Source organism: Pseudomonas sp. F9001 (genome assembly GCF_013385435.1).
Lineage (GTDB): Bacteria > Pseudomonadota > Gammaproteobacteria > Pseudomonadales > Pseudomonadaceae > Aquipseudomonas.
This window is the reverse complement of sequence record NZ_JACAPX010000032.1, coordinates 53,148-76,224: the sequence shown is the minus strand read 5'-3', so window position 1 is coordinate 76,224 and position 23,077 is coordinate 53,148. Positions and strand designations below refer to the sequence as shown.

The window sequence follows — 23,077 nt, the reverse complement described above, 5'->3', positions numbered from 1 at the left end:
ATGTATTTGTTTCGACTAGCCATGGCCAGCCTGGCTAACCGCCGCTTTACCGCGATCCTCACCGCCTTCGCCATCGCCCTGTCGGTGTGCCTGTTGCTGGCGGTGGAACGGGTACGCACCGAAGCCCGCGCCAGCTTCGCCAGCACCATCAGCGGTACCGACCTGATCGTCGGCGCGCGCTCCGGCTCGGTGAATTTGCTGCTGTATTCGGTGTTCCGCATCGGCAACGCCACCAACAACATTCGCTGGGACAGCTACGAGCACTTCGCGGCCAACCCGCAGGTGAAATGGGCGATCCCGATTTCCCTCGGCGACTCCCACCGTGGCTACCGCGTGATGGGCACCAACGAATCCTATTTCGAACACTACCAATACGGCCGCCGGCAGAACCTGGAACTGGCCAGCGGCCGCGCCTTCGCCACCGATCCATTCGAAGTGGTGCTCGGCGCCGAAGTGGCCGACGCGCTGCATTACAAGCTCGGCGACAAGCTGGTGCTGGCCCACGGCGTGGCGGTGGTCAGCCTGGTCAAGCACGATGACAAGCCCTTCACCGTGGTCGGCATTCTCAAGCGCACCGGCACTCCGGTGGACCGCACACTGCATATCAGTCTCGGCGGCATGGAAGCGATTCACATCGACTGGCACAACGGCGTACCGGCCCAGGGCAAAGGCCGGATCAGCGCCGACCAGGCTCGCAACATGGACCTGACGCCCCAAGCCATCACCGCGTTCATGCTCGGTTTGAACAACAAGATTTCCACCTTCGCCCTGCAACGGGAGATCAACGAGTTCCGTGGCGAGCCGATGCTGGCGATCCTGCCGGGCGTGGCGCTGCAAGAGCTGTGGAGCATGATGGGCACCGCTGAAAAAGCGCTGTTCGTGATCTCGCTGTTCGTGGTGCTGACCGGCTTGATCGGCATGCTCACCGCGATCCTCACCAGCCTCAACGAGCGCCGCCGGGAAATGGCAATCCTGCGTTCGGTGGGCGCGCGGCCCTGGCACATTGCAACCTTGCTGATCTTCGAAGCTTTCGCCCTGGCATTGTCGGGCGTGATCGCCGGCGTCGGGCTGCTGTATGTGTGCATCGCCGCGTCGCGCGGGTATTTGCAGGCCAATTACGGCCTGGACCTGCCGCTGTCGTTGCCGAGCGAATATGAATGGACTTTGTTGGGCGGTATTCTCGTCGCAGCCCTGCTGATGGGCAGCGTGCCAGCCTGGCGCGCCTACCGGCAATCGTTGGCCGACGGCCTGTCGATACGTTTATGAGGAAGCTGTTGATGCGTCGCGTCGTGCTCGCACTGTTACTGCTGGTGGCCCTGCCCGTGTGGGCTGAAGACCAGCCCAAGGACCTGTCGTGGCAGGAGATGATCCCGCCGGACGCGCCGCCGGAAATCCCCAACATGAAACCGCTGCACGACTTGTCGGGCATGGCCGATGCGTTGTCGGTGGAGTCAGCGCCGGCCGCCAAGCAGGACCTGCCCAACGCGCCGGTCGTACAAAGCCTGGACGGCAAGCACATCCGCCTGCCGGGTTATATCGTGCCGCTGGAAGTCAGCGAGGAAGGCCGCACCACGGAGTTCCTGCTGGTGCCGTATTTCGGCGCCTGCATTCACGTGCCGCCACCGCCGTCGAACCAGATCGTGCATGTGAAAAGCGAAGTCGGCGTGAAGCTCGACGAGTTGTATCAACCGTACTGGATCGAAGGCCAGATGCAGGTCAAACCGTCCAGCAGTGAACTGGCCGACGCCGGCTACCAGATGGATGCCGACAAGATCTATGTGTACGAGTTGCAGGAATAACCCGTGATTGCGCTTTCATTGAGCTGAGTCAAAAGCTCGAACGTTACGATCTTTACCATTGGACACAAGCAATTAATAACGTCCTTTGGAGCTCCCATGAACAAGTCCCTGCTCGGCGCGTCGCTTGTCGCGCTCGCCCTCGTCGCCCCTGTTGCCCACGCTCACGAAGCGGGTGACATCCTGATTCGCGCCGGTGCCATCACCGTCAACCCGAAAGCGGACAGCAGCAGTGTCAAGGTTGACCAGGGCCCGCTGGCCGGGACCAACCTGGGCGGCAAGGCGACCATGAGCAGCGACACCCAGCTGGGCTTGAACTTCGCCTATATGTTCACCAGCCACTGGGGTATCGAACTGCTGGCGGCCACACCGTTCGAACATGATGTGAAGATCAAGAACACCGCCCTGGCCCCGGCCAACGGCAAGCTCGGCTCGCTGAAACACCTGCCGCCGACCCTGAGCGTCGTGTACTACCCGCTGGACAGCAAGTCGGTATTCCAACCGTACATCGGCGCCGGTATCAACTACACCTGGATCTACGACGAGCACGTCGGCGGTCGCGCCCAGGAGGCCGGCTTCAGCAACTTCAAGGCGGAAAACTCCTGGGGCTGGGCGGCGCAGATCGGTGCGGACTACATGATCAACGACAAGTGGATGATCAACGCCCAGGCGCGCTACATCGACATCAGCACCAAGGCCACCGTGGACAACAACGCCCTGGGCCAGGGCACCCGGGCCAAGGTTAATGTGGATGTTGATCCGATGGTGTACATGGTCGGTATTGGCTACAAGTTCTAGGTTCTACCCAAAGGCCCTGTTGTACAGGGCCTTTTTTGTGAGGCTTCCCCTGGAGGCAAGCGCCAATCAGAAGCCAGGCACACGCCCGTGTGCTGCGAGTCAGGCTTCAGCCAGGAGCTGGCGAACTTCAGCAATGACCACGTCAATGTTGAACGGCTTATTCAACACTGCATTGAACAAGTCCGACCGCTCCATACCAATATGGGCCTGGGCTCCGCTGATCAGGATGATGGGCAAGTGATTGACTGCCGGTAGCGCGCGGACAGCTTCGGCAAACTCCTGGCCATCCATGACCGGCATCATGAAGTCGGTGATGATCAACGCTGGCCGCTCGCGCTCCAGGACCTCGAGTGCTTTCTGGCCATTGCTCGCTTTTACGACCATGTACCCCTCATCCTCCAGCGCATAGCCGAGAATGTCAGCGATCAAATACTCGTCGTCGACGACCAGGATGGTGGTCATGTCAGTTCAACCCGAATCAGAGACTTTGGACGTTGAGCCCGGCAGCGAAGAATCATTAGGGACCGCCAACGCATTTCTTGATGCCTTCTTCAGGTCAACGCCGTTTTCATGGATTACCACTTCAAGAAGCGAAGGATCGTAGAAGCTGTCTCGTACCTTAAGAATCGAAAGCATTCTTCTTAGTTCAGATTGAATCTCGAAGAAACGCATCAGCATCAGGTTATCGACAATACTGGAGAGGTCCGGGGTTGGAGAGCTGACCTCCGAACCAAAAACGTCACGCATCTCCCATGAGGCAAACACCGTTACGCCACGGGCACGAAGCTCGCTCATCAAGGCGCTGTAGAAATCAGTGATACGAGCCGGGTTTGTCGACACCCGGGTCATGCCGCTCAAGCTGTCGATGAACAGGCGCTTGATGCCCTTTTCCTCAACCATTTTCAGCAGCCGTGCGCCGAGACCATCGATCAGGCCTTCTGTGGTGGGTTGCCAGGCAATACTCAGCGCACCACTTTCTTCCATACCCTTGATATCAATCCCCAGCGATTGGCCTTTGAGACGTAACCGCTGCGGGCTTTCATAAAAACCGAAATGCAGGCCCGGCGCGTCCACTGTCGACTCTGCGAGAAACCTGAGCCCCAGCGTGGTCTTCCCGACGCCGGAAGGCCCCATGACGAGGGTAACGGAAGAGCTGTGCAGGCCACCGCCGATGATGGCGTCCAGCGAACCGATGCCGCTGGTGATACGCGTCAGATCGGCACTGTCAGGTAAAGACGGATGGCTGTAGAGGCTTTCCAGACGCGGATAAACCACCAGGCCATCGTCGGTAATTTCACACTCGTGCAGTCCGGTCAGTGCACCACTGCCTCGAGTTTTGCGCAGGTGAATACGGCGCACCGAACGGCTGCCGTGAAGCTCTTCACCCATCTCGATCACACCATCAACCATGGTGTGCTCGGGACTGCCGTCGTCCAACCGGGAACTGGTGAGAAACAGCACCGTACAACCGGCGAACGCGGCGTGCCCTTGCAGCTCGGAAATGAATTTTTTGGTGTCGATGGGCGAGTCAGCCTTGGAGCGTGCATTGAGCAAGCCGTCGACCACTAACACGGTGGCCTTCTGACGACTGATCTCACGCCGAAGCAGCTTGACCACTTCATCGAGACCTTCGTTCTCAAGGGTGTCAAACGCACTGACGAACTGAATCTCGGCTCCCACCCGGGAAGCATCAAAGAAGTTCAGGGTCGAGAGGAACTGAAATAAACGGTCGTGGGATTCGGCCAGCAACGTGGCAACCAGTACACGGCCCCCATTGCGCGCATGGTTAAACCCCAGCTGATTGGCGAGGATCGTTTTACCGGATCCCGGGCGCCCCTGGATGATGTAGGAGGCACCTGCGACTAGCCCACCCTTGAGCAGAGCATCCAGCCCTTCTATTCCGCTTTGAAGGCGATTTAGCTTTTCCACAATGCAACCCTGATGTGAACAACAGGCTCTTGAGCCGAAGGTTTACGATGCTAACTCCATTTGTGCAATCGGGCTATCCACTCAGCCCGTTCAAGCGCGGGGCAAATAAAGCGTGAACGTACTTCCCTGACCAGGACGACTCTCTACCCTGATCTCTCCCCCCGACTGCTTGGCAAAACCAAATACCTGGCTGAGCCCCAACCCGGTTCCCTGGCCGTTGCCTTTGGTGGAGAAAAACGGTTCAAAGATTCTGTCGAGGTTGAGCGGTGCGATACCCGAACCATTGTCTGTGATGGAGACGGCAACGTAACTTCCGTTCATAAGGGCATGACCATTGGACGCAGGGATAAGGTCCATCGACTCAACACGGATGACCACCTCACCGTGATCAGGCATGGCGTCTCGGGCATTCATGAGCATATTGAGAATGGCGGTTTCAAACTGTTCTGGGTCAACGTGAACAACGCAGGGTGCTGCTCTGGACTCAATGCGTACGTGGATGCCTGTGCCAACCCGCAAAGCAATCGTATCGGCCATGGCCAACGTGCTTGAATTGACGTCCAGCGGTGCGGGATGGAGGGTTTGCCTGCGAGCGAAGGACAGCAATTGGCTGGTGAAGTGAGAACCACGCTTTACCGCCTCGGAAATGGCTTGCACCAGGCGCAGCCGCCGCTCTTCCGATACTGAAGGACGCTTCAAAAGATCTGCTGAAGAACGGATCACCGTCAGCAGGTTGTTAAAGTCATGAGCCACGCGACCCGTTATCCGCCCCAGCGCTTCCATCTTCTGCGACTGCAGTAACCGCTCCTGGGTCGCATCCTGAACGGTTCCCGTCATCGCGACGGGCTGACCGTCATCGGCGTAACGGGCTCTGGCACACACGTGCAGCCAGCGAGTTTCACCGTGGGGCGTGACGATCCGGTAGTGAACGTCGTAGGCGCAGCGTTGAGCGATCGAGTGATCCCATGCGTCAGCCACTCGGCCTCTGTCTTCGGAGTGCACCAGGCGCTGCATGTGTTCATAACTGAACGGTATCTGTGGTTCGAGTCCGAAGTTGAGGCGGCAAGTGGCTGAGGTCTTCAGCTCGCCCGTCGTCAAATCCAGGCGCCATATACCAAGCCCGGCGGCACTCAAAGCGAACTGCAGGTCGTGCGCTTCCTCATACACATCATCGTGAGGCGGCGGCGAACCATTCAGCGGAGAATGTGTTGCCATGATGGGTGGGCTCCTCTTTTAGGCTGCCCATGGCTGGATGGGCGAAGTCTTCTTCTGAATGCAGACTTTTGCTTTTGCTGAACGAGCCGTAAGCACAATCAATCCCTATTGGCATGGATGACCGGGCGCACCAAAGGTTTCAAATTTTTCGTATGCCGTGGCGCATCCGACTTGCCAACACATATCACTTTTAACCGTCCGCGCACCGCCACAAAAAAAGGCGCCTGTTTCAGGCGCCTTTTTTATGTTTGACCGTGTCGATAGAACCGGTCGAGCAACGCCGGCAGCCCGGCCCGCCATGCCCGTGGCTTGATGCCGAAGGTGTGGAGGATTTTCTTGCAGGCCAGCACCGCGTGTTGCGGCTCGTCGGCTGCATCCGGACGGGCGGCGTGGGCCTGGGCGGTCGGCGCTTCCACGGCCAGCGGGTGGAAGTTGCGCGCTTCGGTCAGGATCGCCTGCCCCAGCGCCAGCGGGGTAGTCGCTTCGTGGCCGGCATAGTGATAAGTGCCCCACAACGGCGCGGCGCAATCCAGTTGCTTAAGCACCGAAATGATCACCCGCGCAGCATCGTCCACCGGCGTCGGGTTGCCCCGGCGGTCGTCGGCCATCAGCAGTTCGTCAGGTTTTTCGGCACGGGCCAGGAAGCGCCCGAGGGTGCCGTCGACGCTGTCATCCAGCAGCCAGCCGAAACGCAACAGCACGTGCTGCGGGCAGGTGGCGCGTACGCTCTGCTCGATGCGCCACAACGCCTGGCCTCGCAGACCCAAGGGCACGGGTTCGTCTTTCTCGCTGTAGGCGGTGGCGCGGGAGCCGTCGAACACCCGGTAGCTGGACGGTTGCAGCAGGGTGATGCTGTGGTGCTGGCACAGTTCGGCCAGGCGCTCAATCGCATATTCCTGGGCGGCCAGCCGTGTCTCGCTGACCGTCTCCGCCTGAAACCAGTCGAAGTAATAGGCGAGATTGATCAAGGCATCGGGACGGGTGTCGTCGAGCAGTTGCGTGAGGCTCGCGGCATCCCAGCCGTCTTGGGGCGGGCGCGGGGCGAGGAAACCGATGTCTTCCTCCGCACCGAGGCGAATCAGCGCCTGCCCGAGGGCATTCCCGCCGCCCAGTAACATAAGGCGCATTCGCATAGATTGAGCAGGCCCGGTCTGTTTGGAACGATGGTTATTATCGACAGGCTTGTGAGCCATGCCGTTGGCATTTGCCAGAATCGTTGCATTTTGCGGGTTTGTAGCGCAACCGTCACTTATAAAGTGCGCCGCCGATTGCGGCCGGGGGGGCTTTAGGTAGAGAGAGCCTTTTTATGGCCAGGGAGCATGCAGTGGCCAGGGGCCTTGCAGTGGTCAGCGAGCTTGCTGTGGCCAGGGAGCTTCTTGTGGCGAGGGAGCTTGCTCCCGCTGGGCTGCGTAGCGGCCCCAAAAAAGCGGGAGCGCTGCGCACTCCAGCGGGAGCAAGCTCCCTCGCCACTGCAAGCTCCCTGGCCACAACAAGCTCCCTCACCGCAACAAGCTCCCTCACCACAGGGAATGCATCCCGGGGTTGCAAGTTGCCGGGGCCGGCCGCATAAATTGGGGATGAACCTTCCTGAATCAACGGACACGGTCTTGAACGGTTTCCACCCCGCCGTCAGCACCTGGTTCCGCAGCACGTTCCCGTCGGTGACCGCCGCACAGGCCCAGGCGTGGCCGCTGATCCGCCAGCGCCGCTCCACACTGATCGCCGCGCCCACCGGCTCCGGCAAGACCCTGACTGCTTTTCTCGCCGTGCTGGACGATCTCGTGCACCAAGGCCTGGCCAATGGCGGCCAACTGCCAGACCAAACGCTGGTGGTCTACGTCTCGCCACTCAAAGCCTTGTCCAACGACATCCAGATCAACCTGCAAACCCCGCTGGCCGGCATCACCGAGCACTTGCAGCGCCTCGACCTGCCTCCGCTGGCGATCCGCACCGCCGTGCGCACCGGCGACACCCCACAGAAAGACCGCGCCCTGATGCGCAAGCACCCGCCGCACATCCTGGTCACCACCCCGGAATCGCTCTACGTGTTGCTCGGCTCGGATTCCGGCCGGCAGATGCTTGCCAGCACCCGCACGGTGATCGTCGATGAGATCCACGCCATCGCCGCCAGCAAGCGCGGCAGCCACATGGCCCTGACACTGGAGCGCCTGCAGGGTTTGTGCAGCGAACCGCTGACCCGCATCGGCCTGTCCGCCACGCAAAAGCCCATCGAGGCGGTGTCGCGCTTTCTGGTGGGCACCGGCCGGCCTTGCGAGATCGTCGATATCGGCCACGCACGCCCACGGGACCTGGATATCGAAGTGCCGCCGGTGCCGCTGTCGGCCGTCATGGCCAACGACGTGTGGGAGCTGGTCTACGACCGCCTCGCCGAACTGGCCAGGCAACACCGCACCACGCTGATTTTCGTCAACACCCGGCGCCTGGCCGAACGCCTGGCCCGGCACTTGAGCGAGCGCCTGGGCAAAACCGCCGTCGCCGCCCACCACGGCAGCCTCGCGAAGGAAATGCGCCTGGACGCCGAACAACGGCTCAAGGCCGGTGAGCTGCAGGTGTTGATCGCCACTGCGTCGCTGGAACTGGGGATCGATATCGGCGATGTCGACCTGGTGTGCCAGATCGGCTCGCCCGGCTCGATCAACGGTTTTCTGCAACGGGTCGGACGCTCCGGGCATCAGGTCGGCGGCACGCCCAAAGGCCGGTTGTTCGCCACCACCCGCGACGACCTGATCGAATGCGCCGCCCTGCTCGACTGCGTGCGCCGGGGCGAGCTGGACACCTTGCTGATCCCGGTTGCGCCGCTGGATGTGCTGGCCCAGCAGATCATCGCCGAAGTCAGCTGCCAGGAATGGCAGGAACAGGCCCTGCTCACGCTGATCCGCCGCGCCGCGCCCTACGCCGAGCTGGATGAACGTCACTATCAGGCACTACTGCAAATGCTCGCCGAAGGCTACAACGGGCGCCAGGGTCTGCGCAGCGCCTACCTGCACCGCGACGCCATCACCCGCACCCTGCGTGGCCGGCGGGGCGCCAAGCTCACCGCCGTGACCAGCGGCGGCACCATCCCCGACAACGCCGACTACAGCGTGCTGCTTGAGCCGCAAAGCCTGAACATCGGCAGCGTCAACGAAGACTTCGCGGTGGAAAGCATCGCCGGGGATATCTTCCAGCTGGGCAACACCTCCTACCGCATCCTGCGAGTGGAGCCCGGCAAGGTGCGGGTCGAGGATGCCCACGGCCAGCCGCCGACCATTCCGTTCTGGCTCGGCGAAGCACCGGGGCGCAGTGCCGAGTTGTCGTTTGCCGTGGCGCGTTTTCAGGGGCAACTGGACGCGCTGCTGGGCGCCACGCCGGGTAACCTGCAACCGGCGCTCGATTGGCTCACCGGTACCCTCGGCCTGAACCTGGCCAGCGCCGAACAACTGCTGGATTACCTGGCGCGGGCGCGGCTGGCGCTGAGCGCGCTGCCGTCCCAGGACACGTTGATCATGGAACGGTTTTTCGACGAGTCCGGCGGCACCCAATTGATCATCCACACGCCGTTCGGCAGTCGCATCAACCGCGCCTGGGGCCTGGCGCTGCGCAAGCGGTTTTGCCGCACCTTCAACTTCGAACTGCAAGCCGCCGCCAGCGAGGACGCAATCGTGTTGTCGCTGTCCACCAGTCACAGCTTTGAGCTGGACGAAGTGTGGCGCTACCTGAACAGCAACACGGCCGAGCACATCCTGATCCAGGCGGTACTGGATGCACCGCTGTTCGGCGTGCGCTGGCGCTGGAATGCCGGGGTGGCCCTGGCATTGCCGCGCTACACCGGTGGGCGCAAGGTGGCGCCGCAGATCCAGCGCATGAAGAGTGAAGACCTGATCGCCAGTGTGTTCCCCGACCAGATCGCTTGCCTGGAAAACCTCGCCGGCGAGCGCGAAGTGCCCGAGCATCCGCTGGTGGAGCAAACCCTCGACGACTGCCTGCACGAAGCCATGGACAGCGAAGGCTGGCTGGCCCTGTTGCGGCGCATGGAGCGCGGCGAAATCCGCCTGATCAGCCGTGATCTGCCGGCGCCGTCGCCACTCGCAGCAGAGATTCTCAGCGCCCGCCCCTACACCTTTCTCGACGACGCTCCGCTGGAGGAGCGCCGCACCCAGGCCGTGCTCAACCGGCGCTGGAGCGACCCGCAAAGCACCGATGACCTTGGCGCGCTGGATGCCGAAGCGATTGCCGGTGTGTGCGAGGAAGCCTGGCCGGCGCCCAATGGCCTGGACGAGATGCATGAAGCGCTGATGAGTTTGGCGTGCATTGCCGAATCGGAGGTCACGGCGCAGTGGGCAGAATGGCTGCAAGCCCTGGCCGACGGTGGGCGCGCCAGCCGATTGCAGATCGGTACCGACCAGGCCGTTTGGGTCGCTCTGGAGCGCTTGAGCTGTTTAGCGGCGATCTACCCGAACGAGCTGCCGCTGTTGCCCGGTTTCGATGAGCCCTGGACCTTCGATGAAGCCTTGGTGGAAGTGCTGCGGGCGCGCCTGAGCGGCTTCGGCCCATTGACGCTGATCGAGATCGCCGCGCCCCTGGCCTTGCCGGTGGCCGACGTATCACAGGCACTCGCGCGGCTGGAGAGCGAAGGCTACGTGCTGCGCGGCCGTTTCAGCCCCGGCGCCAGCGCCGAACAATGGTGCGAACGTCACCTGCTGGCGCGCATTCACCGCTACACGGTCAAGCGCCTGCGCCGGGAAATCGAGCCGGTGGCGTTGCAGGATTTCATGCGTTTTCTGTTCGACTGGCAGCACCTGTCGAACGGTACCCGCGGCCAGGGCAGCGCCGTGTTGCCGCAGATCGTCGCGCAGCTGGAAGGGTACGCCGCAGCCACTTCGGCCTGGGACAGCGATTTGCTCAGCGCACGAATCAAGGATTACGCGCCCCACTGGCTGGACGATTTGTGCCGCAGCGGCAAAGTGGTGTGGACACGCCTGAGCAACAAGGCCGGCGCGACGGCCCTGCGCAGCACGCCAGTGGTGCTGTTGCCCCGCAGCCAGGTGCCATTATGGAGTGGACTGACCGAAGCGCCGGACAGTACCGAGCTGTCGCCCAAGGCACAGAAAGTCCATCAGGCGCTGCGGGAAAACGGCGCGCTGTTTTTCGATGAATTGATCCACGAAGCCCATCTGCTGCGCAGCGAACTGGAAACCGCGTTGCAGGAACTGGTGGGCGCGGGGCTGGCGAACGCCGACAGTTTTGCCGGCCTGCGCGCCCTGACCACGCCGGCGAGCAAACGTCAGGCCCGCAGCAGTCGGCGCGGGCGTGGCGCGTTTGTCGGCGGGATGGACGATGCCGGGCGTTGGGCCCTGGTACGGCGGGCACCGGTGGCGGACGGCACACGTCCGGGGGCTCACTCGGCCGAGACGCTGGAGCATGTGGCGATGACCTTGCTGCGCCGCTACGGGGTGGTGTTCTGGCGCCTGCTGGAGCGCGAGGCGGACTGGCTGCCCAGTTGGCGCGAATTGCTGCGTACGTTCCACCGGCTGGAGGCCCGGGGCGAGATTCGTGGCGGGCGGTTTGTAAGTGGTTTGGCGGGGGAACAGTTTGCGTTGCCGGAAGCGATTCCGCTGCTGCGGGAAGTTCGGCGGCGGCCTCACGATGGAAGCTTGATTGCCGTGTGTGGGGCGGATCCGCTGAACCTGGTCGGTACGCTGCTGCCGGGTAGCAAGGTGCCGGCATTGAGCGGTAATCGGCTGGTGTACCGGGATGGTTTGCCGGCGGCGGTGGAGATTGCCGGCAAGCAGCAGGTGTTGCTGGAGTTGGATCAGCAGGAGGCCGGGTTGGTGCGGGAAAAACTGATCAGACACTGACTTGTGCAGCGCCCGTAATGACGCCTTCGCGAGCAAGCCCGCTCCCACATTCGATCCGGTTCCGCCCTTGGAATGCGATCGAATGTGGGAGCGGGCTTGCTCGCGAAGAGGCCGGCGGCCTCAACACAAAACTATTGGGTTCTTGGCTGCTCAGTGAGCACCACCGACGAAGGCACTTCTTCCTCCGGCTCATCCACCTGCTGCCCGACCCGCTGCGGCAGCATCACCTGCTGTGGATAAGTTTGCGCGAAGTGAACAAAGGCACAGTTATCCACAAGCTTTTTCAAGCGCTGGTTAAACGCGCGGCTCACCGCATATTGCCCACCCGACACCGTGCGGAACTGCGCCGTCAGCACCACGCCGTTGAGGTCCATCTTGTCGACGCCAAATACCTCCAGCGGCCCTTGCAGGTTGTACTTGAGGAACACGTCGTCGCGGATCGACTGCCCCGCCTCGCGAATCAGTTCCACGGCCTTGTCGACATCGGTGTCGTAGGTGAACTGCACCGAGAAGAACGCATAGGCGAATTGCCGCGACTGGTTGGTGACGGCCTTGATCTGCCCGAACGGCACCGAATGCACAAACCCCTTGCCGTCCCGCAGGCGCAGGGTGCGGATGGTCAGCCCCTCGACGGTACCGGCGTGGCCGGAGTCGAGCACCACCCAATCGCCAATCGACAGGGTGTCTTCGATGATGATGAACAGCCCGGTGATTACATCCTGCACCAGTTGCTGGGAGCCAAAACCAATGGCCAGGCCCACCACCCCGGCACCCGCCAGCAGCGGTGCGACGTTGATCCCCAGGTTGGCCATGGTGGTGATCGCGCAGATCACCACCAGGATGATTTTCACTGCGTTGCGCAGCAGTGGCAGGATGGTTTTCACCCGCGTGCTGGGCTGGCGGCTGGAGCGTTTGTTGACCGGGGGTTTCAATGCTTCCTGAATCGCCGTGTCGAGCACCACCCAGAACAGCCAGGTCACCAGCAGGATCAAACCGATGCTGCTCAGGGAGTCGCTGATGGCCCGGCCCACGGAGTTGCGCTGGGCAAACTCAAACAGCGAAACGCCCCAGATACGCCCGAGGATTTCGATAAAGGCGATGGCCATCACGATGCGCAACAGCGCGTGCAGCAGGCTGAGGAAACGTTCCTTGTAGGCACTGCTGCGCTGCACCGCCACCGTGCTGCGGGACTGGAACAGGTGCTGCAACACCGTGCTGAGGAACACCGTGCCGATCAGCAGGATCGTGGTGAACAGCGCACAGCGCAGGGCTTTCTGGCTGTCGTCGCCGGCGCCGATCAGGTTGATCGCCGACACCAGCACCATCAATAGAATCGGCCAATACCACAGGCCGGAAAACACCCGCAGGGATTGCTGCACCGCCGGGTGTTTCAAGCGCTGGGCCAGGGGCCGGTTGCGGATCAAATGCGCCACCGGACGGCGCAGGCGAATCACCAGCATGCCGAAGATCACCGAGGCAAACAGCCCGGTGAAGATCGCGACGCTGGCGGTGATATTGCCCCCCAGTTGGCGGGCGATCTGTGGGCTGGTCAGCGCATCGCTGAGGGCGGCAAGGAAGCCGATCAGGAACAGCGGCTTGGGGCAGTAGTCCCGAATAATCTGCACCGCCGGGCGCTTGTGGCCGACGTTGAACATGACGATCACGCACAACAGGATCGAGGTGGAGAAAATGCCGCTGCTGGTGGCGTAGGCAAAACACAGCGCCAGCGCACGGCCCACCGAGGTGGGCAGGAAGTGGCTGACGTAGAGCGTCAATGGCAGGCAGATAAGCGCCGGTATCGTGTAGGGAATCAGGTAACCCAGCAACGCCTGGAGGCGCTGGCGAGGTGCGATATGCCGCTGCAGGCTCAGGCGCTTGACGATAAAGCGCCCCAGCAGGGTCAGCGCGGCGAACGCGCCGATCCACACCCCGGACAACAACAGGAAATCCCCGGCTACGCTCCACGAGGAACGTTCGGACGGCTGGTTGACCAGCTTGTCCACCTCATCCGCCGCCCGGTCGGCCCGCAGCCGCCAGGCGTCGACCAGGTTCTGGTTGAGGTCGAGTTTGTCCTGCACATCATCGATGCTGGAGCTGATGGCGCCGAGCAGGCCGCCTTCTACCAAAAGTTCCGGCTGGGCCGGGGCGGCAGGCGCTGGAGCCGCGGGGGCGGTGGCCGCTTGCAGCGCGCCGCTGCCGCAGAACAGCAGCGTGCCGAGCAGTAGCACAGTCTTTAAATTCAACAAAACACCGGGCTCCTTCAGAAGGGTCTGTAAGGAACTGACGGGTTTGACGCCTGATCGTTCCCCACGCGCGTCGATCCGTGCGCCCCAGGCAAATATCAAATGCCAATACCTGTCTTTTTCCGCACAAGCCGAACCCCGAGACTGCGCTCCTGATTGAAACCCACCGGAGTTGCAGCCATGCCCATTGCCTTGCTCGCGCTGACCCTCAGCGCTTTTGCCATCGGGACGACCGAGTTCGTCATCGTTGGCCTGTTACCCACCATCGGCGCCGACCTGGGTGTCGACTTGCCGTCCGCCGGCCTGCTGGTCAGCCTCTACGCCTTGGGCGTGGCCATCGGCGCGCCGGTACTCACCGCCCTCACCGGCAAAGTGCCACGCAAACTGCTGTTGTTGTCGCTGATGGTGCTGTTCACCCTCGGCAACCTGCTGGCCTGGCAAGCGCCGAGTTATGAGTCCCTGGTACTGGCACGGATCGTCACCGGCCTGGCCCACGGGGTGTTTTTCTCGATTGGCTCCACGATCGCCACAAGCCTGGTGCCCAAGGAAAAAGCCGCCAGCGCGATTGCCATCATGTTTACCGGCCTGACTGTCGCATTGGTGACCGGTGTGCCACTGGGGACGTTTATCGGCCAGCACTTCGGCTGGCGCGAAACCTTCCTCGCCGTCTCGGCCCTGGGCTTGATCGCGTTTATCGGCAGCCTGCTCTACGTACCGAAAAACATCGCCCACAGCAAACCCGCGTCGCTGTTGCAGCAACTGCAAGTGTTGAAACAACCACGGCTGCTGCTGGTGTACGCCATGACGGCGGTGGGTTACGGCGGCTCGTTCATCGCGTTCACCTACCTGGCGCCGATCCTTCAGGACATCTCCGGCTTCAGCGCCGGCACCGTCAGCCTGGTGTTGCTGGTGTATGGCATCTCGGTGGCCATCGGTAATATCTGGGGCGGCAAGCTGGCCGACAAACGCGGTCCGATCAGCGCCCTGAAAATCATCTTTGCCCTGCTCGCTGCCGTGTTGTTTGTACTGACCTTTACCGCAGGCAACCCATGGCTGGCCCTGGCCACTGTGCTGGTGTGGGGCGCGGTCGCTTTCGGCAACGTGCCGGGCTTGCAGGTGTATGTGGTGCGCCAGGCGGAACATCACACGCCGAACGCGGTGGACGTGGCCTCGGGCCTGAACATCGCGGCGTTCAACCTGGGGATTGCCGGTGGCGCGTGGGCCGGCGGCCTGATCGTTGCCCACATGGGCTTGATCCACACGGCGTGGATTGGCGGCTCGGTGGTGTTGGTGGCCTTGGCGCTGACGGCCTGGAGCGGGCGCCTTGACCGGTTGGGGCCGGTGTATGCCGAGAGCTCGACCCGGGTGGTTGGCGGGCACTGATCCGTCGGGATAAACGTAAAACAACTGTGGGAGCCGGGCTTGCCCGCGATGGCGGTGGATCAGTGAGATAAGTCTCTGCTGACACTCCGTCATCGCGGGCAAGCCCGGCTCCCACATTGGAGTGTGGTGTTGCCCAGCGCCAAACCGTCTGTAGGACCGTCGAAACTTTCTCCCGATCCTCACAGTCATCCAAAAACGGAGGTCACCACACAGTTAACCCACGGGAGTCATCATGGCCGCGATTCATATCGGCATTTCCGGCTGGCGCTACACGCCCTGGCGGGGGGATTTCTACCCCGAGGGCCTGACCCAGAAGCGCGAGCTGCAGTTTGCCTCACGGGCGGTCAACAGCATCGAGATCAACGGCTCGTTCTACGCGCTGCAAACACCCAAGCGCTATGCCGAGTGGTATGGCGACACGCCTGAAGGATTTGTGTTCAGCGTCAAGGCGCCGCGCTATATCACGCATATCCTGCGGTTGCGGGAGGTGCACAAGCCGATGGCGAATTTCTTCGCCTCCGGGGTGCTGGAGCTCAAGGAAAAGCTCGGGCCGATCCTCTGGCAGTTCCCGCCCAGTTTCAAATTCGACCCGCCGTTGTTTGAAGCCTTTCTCGCCGAATTACCCACTACTACCCAGCAGGCCGCCGCCCTCGCCCGCGAGCATGAGCCGCGCCTGAACGGCAAGGCGAGCCTGCAAGCCCACGGTAAAAAGCCGCTGCGCCATGCGGTGGAGATTCGCCACAAGAGTTTCGCCGTGCCGGAGTTTGTCGAGATGCTCGACAAGCACGGCGTGGCCCTGGTGGTGGCGGACACAGCCGGCAAGTGGCCCTACCTGGAAGACGTCACGGCCAACTTTGTGTACCTGCGCCTGCATGGGGACAAAGCGCTGTATGCCAGCGGCTATACGTCCGAAGCGCTCAAGCGCTGGGGCGATCGCATCGAACGCTGGAGCCACGGCAAACAACCCGCCGATGCACAGTTGATCGACCCGAAGCACAAACCCCGCGCCCGCAAGCAGCGCGAGGTGTTTTGCTACTTCGATAACGACATCAAGGTGCGCGCGCCCTTCGACGCGCGCCAATTACTGCAGCGTTTTGGCCTGGACCAGGCACTGGCCACCGAACCCGGCAAGTTGCCGGACACGGGGGTGCTGTCATGACCCATCCGGAACTGATGCCAACCACGCCCACCGAAACCATCACCCGCTTCAGGGTGCTGACGGTCAATACCCACAAGGGCTTCACCGCGCTCAACCGGCGCTTCATCCTGCCCGAGTTGCGCGAGGCGATCCGCAGCGTGGCCGCCGACGTGGTGTTCCTTCAGGAAATCCACGGCACCCATGAACGCCACCCCAAGCGCTACAGTAACTGGCCGAGCATGCCGCAATACGAGTTCCTCGCCGACAGTATCTGGCCGCAATACGCCTACGGTCGCAACGCGGTGTATCCCCATGGCGACCACGGTAATGCGCTGCTGTCGAAATTCCAGATCATCCGCTACGACAATCTCGACATCTCCCAGAGCGGCCACGAAAGTCGCGGGCTGCTGCATTGCGTGCTGCGCTTGCCGGGCAACGTGCAGGACGTGCATGCCATCTGCGTGCACCTGGGGCTGCGGGAAGTCCATCGCCAGCAGCAACTGCGCCTGATCGCGCAGCGGGTCGCCGAGATTCCCGCCGACGCGCCGGTGATTGTCGCCGGTGATTTCAATGACTGGCGCCAGCGCGCCGATCTCGCCCACTGCGGGCTGCGGGAAGTGTTTATCGAAACCCACGGCAAGCCGGCCCGCACCTTCCCGGCGCGCCTGCCGCTGCTGCCGCTGGACCGCATCTATGTGCGCAACCTCAAGGTGCATCAGCCCCAAGTCCTGACCAGCCGCCCGTGGTCACACTTGTCGGACCATGCGCCGCTGTCGGTGGAGATCGAGTTATGAACAGCGCACCACTGGAAAAGGTCGCGGTGGAACACATCGCGACCGACCAACCGCCGGACGATGCCGTGGCCCGGGACCTGGATTACGGCTGGCAGAGCGGTAACCAGATCGAGTTGCTGGAGAACGGCGAGGCCTACTTTCCCAAAGTGTTCGAGGCGATGCGCCAGGCCCAGCGGGAGATCTTGCTGGAGACCTTTATCCTTTTCGAAGACAAGGTCGGCCACGAGCTCAAAGGCATTTTGATCGAGGCGGCGCAGCGTGGCGTCAAGGTCGTCGCCAGCCTCGATGGCTTTGGTTGTGGCGAGCTGACACCGGGGTTTCTCAGCGAATTGAGCCAGGCCGGCGTGACCGTGCAGATGTTCGACCCGGCGAGCAAGACATTGGGTTTTCGCACCAACTGGTTTCGCCGCCTGCACCGCAAGATTGTGGTGGTGGATGCCAGTGTGGCGTTTATCGGCGGGATCAATTTCTCGGCGGATCACCTGGGGGATTTCGGCCCCGAGGCCAAGCAGGATTATGCCGTGCAGGTGCAGGGCCCGGCAGTCGCCGACCTGCATCATTTCGCCCTCGCACAAAGTGGCCGGCGTGTGCGCAAGCGGCGCGGCTGGCGGCGCGAGCAACGCCCGTCGCCATGGGCTGCCGGCGAAGGCGACGGCCTGGTACGGCTGATCTACCGGGACAATCTGCAACACCGTACCGATATTGAAGAGGCCTACCTGCACGCCCTGCGCAAGGCCGAGCGGCGGGTGGTGATCGCCAACGCCTATTTCTTTCCCGGCTACCGCCTGCTGCGGGAAATTCGTAATGCCGCGCGGCGCGGCGTGCACGTGCAGTTGATCATGCAGGGCCAGCCGGATGTGCTGCTGGCCAAGCTGGCGGCACGCATGCTCTATGACTATTTGCTCAAGGAAGGCGTGGTGATCCACGAGTACTGCCAGCGTCCGTTGCACGGCAAGGTGGCGCTGGTGGATGAAGAGTGGAGCACGGTGGGTTCGAGCAATCTCGACCCGCTGAGCCTGTCACTGAACCTGGAGGCGAATGTGCTGGTTCGTGATCGTGGCTTCAACCAGCAGTTGTTCGAGCGCCTGGGATATCTGAGCCAGAACCACTGCAAGACCATGCCGGAAAACCGCGCGCCTCGCGGCTGGTTCTGGCGGGTGACCGTGGGTTTCGTGGTGTTCCATGTGCTGCGGCATTTTCCGTCGTGGACCGGCTGGTTGCCGGCCCACAAGCCGAGGTTGAAACCCTTCGTTCTTGAGGAGCGTGCGGATCATGACCCAAGCTCGCATCGCTGAAGAAAGCGCTCGCCCCGGCTTCTTGAAACGCTGGAAAAAACCGCTGACGGTGGTGTTTTTCCTGGTGCTGATCGTGTTGTTCACCCTGCTCGCCCGGCGTATCGACTGGAGCGAAGTGCTCGACACCCTGGGCGACTTCAAGCTGCGCACGCTGCTCATCGCGGGTGGGCTGACTTTGTGCAGTTTCCTGGTGTATTCGTGCTTCGACCTGATCGGCCGCACCTACATCCGCCAGCCGTTGGGCTGGAAGCAGATTTTGCCGGTGGGCATCATCAGCTATGCGTTCAACCTCAACCTGAGCGCGTGGGTAGGTGGCATCGCCATGCGCTATCGGTTGTATTCCCGACTCGGGGTGAGCAGCGGGAACATCGCGAAGATCCTCGGCTTGAGCCTGGCCACCAACTGGTTCGGCTACATGGCGATCGCCGGCGCGGTATTCAGCAGCGGGCTGGTGACATTGCCTCCGGGGTGGAAGCTCAGCAGCGGTGCGTTGCAAGGCGTCGGCGTGCTGTTGGTACTGGCGAGCCTGGGTTACCTGCTGGCCTGTCGCTTGTCGAAAAAGCGCGCATGGTCGATACGCGGGATTGAAATCAGCCTGCCGTCGCTGCGCATGGCAGTGTTGCAGTTGGCGCTCGGCGCGCTGAACTGGTCGCTGATGGCAGCAGTGATTTTTACCCTGCTGCCCAAGCAGCTGGATTACCCCGTGGTGCTCGGGGTGTTGCTGATCAGCAGCATTGCCGGGGTGGTCACGCATATCCCGGCAGGGCTGGGTGTGCTGGAGGCAGTGTTCATTGCCTTGCTGCAGCACGAAGCGTCCCGCGGCAGTCTGCTCGCGGGGCTGATCGCCTACCGCGCGATCTACTTCATCCTGCCCCTGCTGGTGGCCCTGGTGATGTACCTCGCGGTCGAAGCCAAGGCCAAGGCATTGCGCGTGAAGAAAACGCCTACGACTGGATGATGCTCAAGCGCTCGCCCACCACCATCTCGGTAATCCAGTCCACCAGGATCGAGGTGTAGGCCTGCTGGGAAACCGGATCACTCAGGGAATGATCCGCACCGTCGATAATCCGGTGAGTCAGCGAATGCGTCTGCTGGCAGGCGGCGCGGTAGCTCATGATGGTGGCATGGGGCACGTGGTCGTCGGTCTCCGACTCCACGATCAACACATCACCGGTAAACGCCGCGCATGCATGCAGGGCGCGATTGGTTTCGGCGTGCACAAAGGTGCCGCGATAATCCATCAGGTCGGCCTTGTCCAGGTCGCGCTTGGGCTTGAGCCATTCCTGGTCGCGGTACAGCGCCGGCACCCGCAAAGCCAGCCAGCGCACGGGGCGCAGCGAAGTGAGGATGGCGGCCAGGTAACCGCCGTAGCTGGTGCCCACCACCGCCACCGCCGAGGTGTCGATGGCCGGGTGTGACAGCAGGCGGTCGTAGGCCGCGAGCAGGTCGCGCAGGTTGTCTTCGCGGGTGACGCGGGATAACGGAATGCCGTTGCCGGCATGGCCGCGCAGGTCGAATGTAAGGCATACACAACCGAGCCCGGCGATACCCTTGGCGCGTTCCAGGTCACGCTCCTGGCTCCCACCCCAGCCGTGCACAAACAACACCCCCGGTACTTTCGATTTGGGACTGAGGAAGGTCCCGCTCATCTGTTCGTCGTCGATATCAATGGCAATGGTTTCGCTTCTAGCCGTCATAGGATTTGACCGTCACGTACTTGAGAAGAAAGTCGCTGTTTTCTGCCGGGCCCCGGTACACCTCGATCGCGTCAGCGGGCAGTGGCTGGTCGACGTAGGTTTCTACCGACGAGACATAAATCGCCCGCAGCCCGGGATTGTTGACGAAGCTTTGCAGCGCCGCGACTTCCGCGCTGCTGGCCCCGCCCATGCGCCAGGACTGCTCGAGCACGCCGCTGCGGCGTTGGCCGTCGCTGTCCAGGCCCTGGGCGATGTCGTAATTGCGCCGCGAGGCGTAGAACCCGGGATAGGCCTCATCCGCCGCGTTATCGAAGACCTGCGCTTGCTGGATGGCCAGGCGCACGTCATCGGGCATGTCGAGCTTGAGCAGGTCTTCGTAGTAGCCCTGGACCACCAACAGGTTGGAACCACCATAGACCTCTTCGCCCTGCCCGTCCCGGGTCAGGTATTGATCGCCGCAGTAGCTGATGACGTGATCGCCGATAAAGCTCTGGCCGACACTGTGGGTGACCACGTCACTCAGGTCCTGCTCCAGCACCACGCCGTCGCTGAACAATTGCGCCGCATCCGGGCGCGCGAGGATGGCGTCGAACTCGTCGAGGCTGCGGATCACTTCCTGGCCGCGACCGGCGCAGGCATGCACGGGCTTGAGACGGATCGGCCCGGTGTACAGCAAATGGGTCGCCGCCGGCCGCGCATCTGCCAGGGCGTGCACACTCAACCCATCCAGCACCACATTGCGGATGCGCTCGGAAAACAGCGGCGACCAGCCTTCGGGCGCAACCGCGTTTTTATTCAGCAAACCGTGGCTGATGGCCTTGGTGCAGATGAAATCGTGATCGACGTAGCCGCCCCACAGATCCTCAGGGCCTTTGACGCCGAATTGCCGCGCCTGTGCCGCGCCAACCAGCGTCTGAGTGGGCAATAGATAGAGGTCGCGCCCACTGTGCTGCTCAGGGTTATAGCTGCCGCCATATTTGAGCCCGAGGATGTGCGCCAGCCAACGGGCCAGGGCGCGGTTGGTCTCCACTTCGTGCAATGGCGCTTGCGGACGGATTGAATGCGCCACCACGATTTTTTTGCGATTTGTCGGGGTCATGCGTCCCCCTTGGCTCTGCTGCCATGTGTGTAAGGAAACGGTAGCAGGGATCAAGCCAAGGCGGCGTTTGTTTAAACGCGAGGGGAATCAATCAGTTGCGGGAAAAGCGATAGCACTTGGCCTGTTTTATTCTGCACGATGTGATCCCGGTGTCGCGGTTTTCTGCACGATTCAGGCTTGGGCCTTGGTTGGGGTTACACCGAAACGGCTGCGGTAGTCGCTTGGCGCCAGCCCGGTGATTTTCTTGAAGGTGGCGCGGAAGGCGCCGGGGTCCTGGTAACCCACGGTCCAGGCAATGTGATCAATGGTGCTGTTGGTGAACTCGAGCATCTGGCGCGCCTTGCCGACACGCAGGTGCTGGCAATATTCGGTGGGTTTCAAACCGGTGGCGGCGCGGAACCGTCGCAGGAAGGTGCGTTCCTCAAGTCCCGCCTCCTGCGCCATGGCAGCCAACGAAACATCCACCGCACCGCTGGCCTGCAGCCAATGCTGCACCTTGAGAATCGCAGCGTCGCCATGGGCAAGGATCGGCGCAAAATTACTGCCGCACTCACTGGCGCTGTCACTGTGTTCGATCACCAGGAAACGCGCGGTGCTGGCAGCGATGCTCGGGCCGAGCAAACGGTCCACCAGGCGCAGGCCCAATTCGGACCAGGCCATGAGGCCGGCGGTGGTGATCAAGTCACCGTCGTCGACGATGGGTTTGTCGGCCTCCAGGCGAATCGCCGGGTAACGCGCGGCGAAGGACTTGGCCGACGTCCAGTGCGTGGTGGCGCTGCGACCGTCCAACAGGCCGCTTTCCGCCATCAGGATCGAACCTACGCACACCCCGCCCAGAATGGTCCCGGACCGATGTTGCTGGCGCAGCCAATCCAGCAATTCGGCGGACGCCTGGCCCTCGGAAAAGCCGGCAATGGAGGGTGGAATCAGCAAGGCCGTCAGCGCGTGCCCGGGGCCGGGCTGGCTGTCGAATACGCGGGTCGGCGCACCGCCTGTTTCAGCCTGCCAATGGCTGATGCGCAGGGACGGCAGTTGCTCGGACTGATGCTCGGTCGCAATCCGGTTGGCGACCGCGAACAGGTCGGTCAAGCCATGCACGGCAGCCATTTGCGCACCACTGTAGATCAGCACGCCGAGCTCGACGATCGCCATTGTCAGTTTTCCCTCTGTTATTGTCGGTGCGGCCAATCCCCAGGCGTCACGCCAGCCAGGATACTGGACGCATCAACCCTCACAAGGAAACCAACATGGCCAAGCAAGCGCTCATCCTAATCGATATCCAGAACGACTACTTCCCCCAGGGCAAGTGGCCGCTAGACGGAGTGGACGCGGCGGCAGACAAGGCGCAGCAAGTGCTACAGGCATTTCGCCAGGCAGGCGATACGGTGATTCACGTACGCCACGAATTCACCTCCGACGATGCCCCCTTCTTCACCCCGGGCTCGGAAGGTGCACACCTGCACCCCAAGGTGCTGAACCAGGCCGACGAGCCGGTGGTGCTCAAGCATTTCGTCAATGCGTTCCGCGAAACCAACCTGCGGGCCCTGCTGGAACAACGCAGCATCACCGAACTGGTGGTGGTGGGCAGCATGAGCCATATGTGCATCGACGGCGTGGTGCGCGCCGCGTCGGACCTGGGCTACAGCGTGACCGTGGTCCACGATGCCTGCGCCACGCGGGACCTGGAATTCAATGGCAGCGTCGTGCCGGCAGCCCAGGTGCATGCGGCGTTTATGTCGTCGCTGGGGTTTGCTTATGCGAGCGTGGTATCGGCTGAAGCGTATTTGAACGCGCAAAAATAAACCTGAAACCGTGCGGCCTCACAGGAGGCC

Annotated in this window: 18 protein-coding genes; 10 read left to right on the top strand and 8 right to left on the bottom strand. The window is 62.3% G+C overall.

Annotation, left to right across the window (positions count from 1 at the left end; all coding sequences use genetic code 11):
• The 3 genes from HX818_RS24995 (at position 1) to HX818_RS24985 (ending at position 2,594) form a co-directional block, all read left to right on the top strand.
• Positions 1–1,266 carry an ABC transporter permease gene (locus HX818_RS24995; RefSeq protein WP_003210004.1) on the top strand — a complete coding sequence of 422 codons (1,266 nt, stop codon included), beginning with the start codon at positions 1–3 and terminating at the stop codon, positions 1,264–1,266.
• A gap of 11 nt (positions 1,267–1,277) precedes the next feature.
• On the top strand, positions 1,278–1,799 hold the full coding sequence (locus HX818_RS24990; protein WP_008436468.1) for a DUF3299 domain-containing protein: 522 nt from the start codon (positions 1,278–1,280) through the stop codon (positions 1,797–1,799).
• A gap of 96 nt (positions 1,800–1,895) precedes the next feature.
• On the top strand, positions 1,896–2,594 hold the full coding sequence (locus HX818_RS24985; RefSeq protein WP_008436467.1) for an OmpW family protein: 699 nt from the start codon (positions 1,896–1,898) through the stop codon (positions 2,592–2,594).
• A gap of 99 nt (positions 2,595–2,693) precedes the next feature.
• Here the strand turns inward: HX818_RS24985 and HX818_RS24980 are convergent, their stop codons facing one another.
• The 4 genes from HX818_RS24980 to HX818_RS24965 form a co-directional block, all read right to left on the bottom strand.
• On the bottom strand, positions 2,694–3,056 hold the full coding sequence (locus HX818_RS24980; protein ID WP_102369993.1) for a response regulator: 363 nt from the start codon (positions 3,054–3,056) through the stop codon (positions 2,694–2,696).
• Between the two features lie 6 nt (positions 3,057–3,062).
• The gene (locus HX818_RS24975; RefSeq protein ID WP_087692346.1) at positions 3,063–4,523 is read right to left on the bottom strand and encodes an ATPase domain-containing protein; all 1,461 of its coding nucleotides are present in this window, start codon (positions 4,521–4,523) and stop codon (positions 3,063–3,065) included.
• Between the two features lie 90 nt (positions 4,524–4,613).
• Positions 4,614–5,738, bottom strand: a complete 1,125-nt coding sequence (locus tag HX818_RS24970; RefSeq protein WP_177020920.1) for an ATP-binding protein — start codon at positions 5,736–5,738, stop codon at positions 4,614–4,616.
• A 242-nt stretch (positions 5,739–5,980) separates the two neighbouring features.
• Positions 5,981–6,871 (bottom strand): sugar nucleotide-binding protein, encoded by an 891-nt coding sequence (locus tag HX818_RS24965; RefSeq protein ID WP_008436463.1) that lies wholly within the window; start codon positions 6,869–6,871, stop codon positions 5,981–5,983.
• 444 nt (positions 6,872–7,315) lie between these two features.
• Here HX818_RS24965 and HX818_RS24960 point away from each other — a divergent pair, with 444 nt between their 5' ends.
• Positions 7,316–11,596: a DEAD/DEAH box helicase gene (locus tag HX818_RS24960; protein WP_177020919.1), complete on the top strand. Its 4,281-nt coding sequence runs from the start codon at positions 7,316–7,318 to the stop codon at positions 11,594–11,596.
• Positions 11,597–11,727: 131 nt separating this feature from the next.
• Here the strand turns inward: HX818_RS24960 and HX818_RS24955 are convergent, their stop codons facing one another.
• Positions 11,728–13,842 carry a mechanosensitive ion channel family protein gene (locus HX818_RS24955; RefSeq protein WP_102369996.1) on the bottom strand — a complete coding sequence of 705 codons (2,115 nt, stop codon included), beginning with the start codon at positions 13,840–13,842 and terminating at the stop codon, positions 11,728–11,730.
• Positions 13,843–14,019: 177 nt separating this feature from the next.
• On the opposite strand from HX818_RS24955, the gene HX818_RS24950 reads away from it, so the two are divergent.
• The 5 genes from HX818_RS24950 (at position 14,020) to HX818_RS24930 (ending at position 19,407) form a co-directional block, all read left to right on the top strand.
• Positions 14,020–15,222: an MFS transporter gene (locus HX818_RS24950; RefSeq protein ID WP_102369997.1), complete on the top strand. Its 1,203-nt coding sequence runs from the start codon at positions 14,020–14,022 to the stop codon at positions 15,220–15,222.
• Between the two features lie 232 nt (positions 15,223–15,454).
• The gene (locus HX818_RS24945) at positions 15,455–16,381 is read left to right on the top strand and encodes a DUF72 domain-containing protein (RefSeq protein ID WP_177020918.1); all 927 of its coding nucleotides are present in this window, start codon (positions 15,455–15,457) and stop codon (positions 16,379–16,381) included.
• The gene (locus HX818_RS24940; RefSeq protein WP_003210026.1) at positions 16,378–17,154 is read left to right on the top strand and encodes an endonuclease/exonuclease/phosphatase family protein; all 777 of its coding nucleotides are present in this window, start codon (positions 16,378–16,380) and stop codon (positions 17,152–17,154) included. The genes HX818_RS24945 and HX818_RS24940 overlap by 4 nt, the downstream gene beginning before the upstream one ends.
• Positions 17,151–18,449 carry a cardiolipin synthase ClsB gene (gene clsB / locus HX818_RS24935; protein ID WP_177020917.1) on the top strand — a complete coding sequence of 433 codons (1,299 nt, stop codon included), beginning with the start codon at positions 17,151–17,153 and terminating at the stop codon, positions 18,447–18,449. Before HX818_RS24940 ends, clsB begins: the two co-directional genes overlap by 4 nt.
• Positions 18,427–19,407 carry a lysylphosphatidylglycerol synthase domain-containing protein gene (locus HX818_RS24930; protein ID WP_177020916.1) on the top strand — a complete coding sequence of 327 codons (981 nt, stop codon included), beginning with the start codon at positions 18,427–18,429 and terminating at the stop codon, positions 19,405–19,407. Before clsB ends, HX818_RS24930 begins: the two co-directional genes overlap by 23 nt.
• Here HX818_RS24930 and HX818_RS24925 read toward each other — a convergent pair.
• The 3 genes from HX818_RS24925 to HX818_RS24915 form a co-directional block, all read right to left on the bottom strand.
• Positions 19,394–20,146: a S9 family peptidase gene (locus HX818_RS24925; RefSeq protein ID WP_003210032.1), complete on the bottom strand. Its 753-nt coding sequence runs from the start codon at positions 20,144–20,146 to the stop codon at positions 19,394–19,396. The two genes, HX818_RS24930 and HX818_RS24925, sit on opposite strands and share 14 nt — an antisense overlap.
• On the bottom strand, positions 20,136–21,245 hold the full coding sequence (locus tag HX818_RS24920; protein WP_177020915.1) for a DUF3182 family protein: 1,110 nt from the start codon (positions 21,243–21,245) through the stop codon (positions 20,136–20,138). The genes HX818_RS24925 and HX818_RS24920 overlap by 11 nt, the downstream gene beginning before the upstream one ends.
• A gap of 171 nt (positions 21,246–21,416) precedes the next feature.
• The gene (locus HX818_RS24915) at positions 21,417–22,397 is read right to left on the bottom strand and encodes a GlxA family transcriptional regulator (RefSeq protein ID WP_177020914.1); all 981 of its coding nucleotides are present in this window, start codon (positions 22,395–22,397) and stop codon (positions 21,417–21,419) included.
• A 95-nt stretch (positions 22,398–22,492) separates the two neighbouring features.
• Here HX818_RS24915 and HX818_RS24910 point away from each other — a divergent pair, with 95 nt between their 5' ends.
• Positions 22,493–23,047, top strand: coding sequence for a cysteine hydrolase family protein (locus HX818_RS24910; protein WP_177020913.1), 555 nt, complete (start codon positions 22,493–22,495; stop codon positions 23,045–23,047).
• Positions 23,048–23,077: the final 30 nt, after the last annotated feature.

What these genes read in the sequence shown, in the direction of transcription:
- HX818_RS24995 (WP_003210004.1), top strand. Translation starts at nt 1, where the DNA reads ATGTATTTGTTTCGACTAGCCATGGCCAGCCTGGCTAACCGCCGCTTT.
- HX818_RS24990 (WP_008436468.1), top strand. Translation starts at nt 1,278, where the DNA reads ATGCGTCGCGTCGTGCTCGCACTGTTACTGCTGGTGGCCCTGCCCGTG.
- HX818_RS24985 (WP_008436467.1), top strand. Translation starts at nt 1,896, where the DNA reads ATGAACAAGTCCCTGCTCGGCGCGTCGCTTGTCGCGCTCGCCCTCGTC.
- HX818_RS24980 (WP_102369993.1), bottom strand. Translation starts at nt 3,056, where the DNA reads ATGACCACCATCCTGGTCGTCGACGACGAGTATTTGATCGCTGACATT.
- HX818_RS24970 (WP_177020920.1), bottom strand. Translation starts at nt 5,738, where the DNA reads ATGGCAACACATTCTCCGCTGAATGGTTCGCCGCCGCCTCACGATGAT.
- HX818_RS24965 (WP_008436463.1), bottom strand. Translation starts at nt 6,871, where the DNA reads ATGCGAATGCGCCTTATGTTACTGGGCGGCGGGAATGCCCTCGGGCAG.
- HX818_RS24960 (WP_177020919.1), top strand. Translation starts at nt 7,316, where the DNA reads ATGAACCTTCCTGAATCAACGGACACGGTCTTGAACGGTTTCCACCCC.
- HX818_RS24950 (WP_102369997.1), top strand. Translation starts at nt 14,020, where the DNA reads ATGCCCATTGCCTTGCTCGCGCTGACCCTCAGCGCTTTTGCCATCGGG.
- HX818_RS24945 (WP_177020918.1), top strand. Translation starts at nt 15,455, where the DNA reads ATGGCCGCGATTCATATCGGCATTTCCGGCTGGCGCTACACGCCCTGG.
- HX818_RS24940 (WP_003210026.1), top strand. Translation starts at nt 16,378, where the DNA reads ATGACCCATCCGGAACTGATGCCAACCACGCCCACCGAAACCATCACC.
- clsB (WP_177020917.1), top strand. Translation starts at nt 17,151, where the DNA reads ATGAACAGCGCACCACTGGAAAAGGTCGCGGTGGAACACATCGCGACC.
- HX818_RS24930 (WP_177020916.1), top strand. Translation starts at nt 18,427, where the DNA reads ATGACCCAAGCTCGCATCGCTGAAGAAAGCGCTCGCCCCGGCTTCTTG.
- HX818_RS24925 (WP_003210032.1), bottom strand. Translation starts at nt 20,146, where the DNA reads ATGACGGCTAGAAGCGAAACCATTGCCATTGATATCGACGACGAACAG.
- HX818_RS24920 (WP_177020915.1), bottom strand. Translation starts at nt 21,245, where the DNA reads ATGACCCCGACAAATCGCAAAAAAATCGTGGTGGCGCATTCAATCCGT.
- HX818_RS24915 (WP_177020914.1), bottom strand. Translation starts at nt 22,397, where the DNA reads ATGGCGATCGTCGAGCTCGGCGTGCTGATCTACAGTGGTGCGCAAATG.
- HX818_RS24910 (WP_177020913.1), top strand. Translation starts at nt 22,493, where the DNA reads ATGGCCAAGCAAGCGCTCATCCTAATCGATATCCAGAACGACTACTTC.